The organism is Bacillus cereus group sp. BfR-BA-01355, assembly GCF_022663675.1.
In the GTDB taxonomy this organism is placed as follows: domain Bacteria; phylum Bacillota; class Bacilli; order Bacillales; family Bacillaceae_G; genus Bacillus_A; species Bacillus_A thuringiensis_S.
The window spans coordinates 1-231 of record NZ_JAKUFY010000446.1 but is presented as its reverse complement, the minus strand read 5'-3'; the positions used below and the strand labels follow the sequence as shown (position 1 = coordinate 231).

The following is a 231-nucleotide window of genomic DNA, read 5'->3' as shown; positions in this document are numbered from 1 at the left end:
CGCCTCTTTCTTTTACCATAACGATGGAATCCACTCTTTCACTTTATTAAACCACTCTTGCTGTTCTTTTTTCCTTTTTTGTTCTTCTTCTTGCCTTTTCTTTTCTTCTTCTTTTCTTCGCTTTTCTTCTTCAATTGTTTGCAATTGTTTTTTATAGTCCGCCTCAGATATTAACGACAATTGGAACGCTTTTTGGGCTGGGTTTGCATTTGCTTTTTTCATGATATCCCG

Annotated in this window: 1 pseudogene; it reads right to left on the bottom strand. The window is 35.9% G+C overall.

The annotated features are described in order from the left end of the window. Positions 1 to 12: 12 nt before the first annotated feature. A pseudogene (locus MR167_RS32415) lies at positions 13 to 231 on the bottom strand (transglycosylase domain-containing protein); the annotation flags it as partial.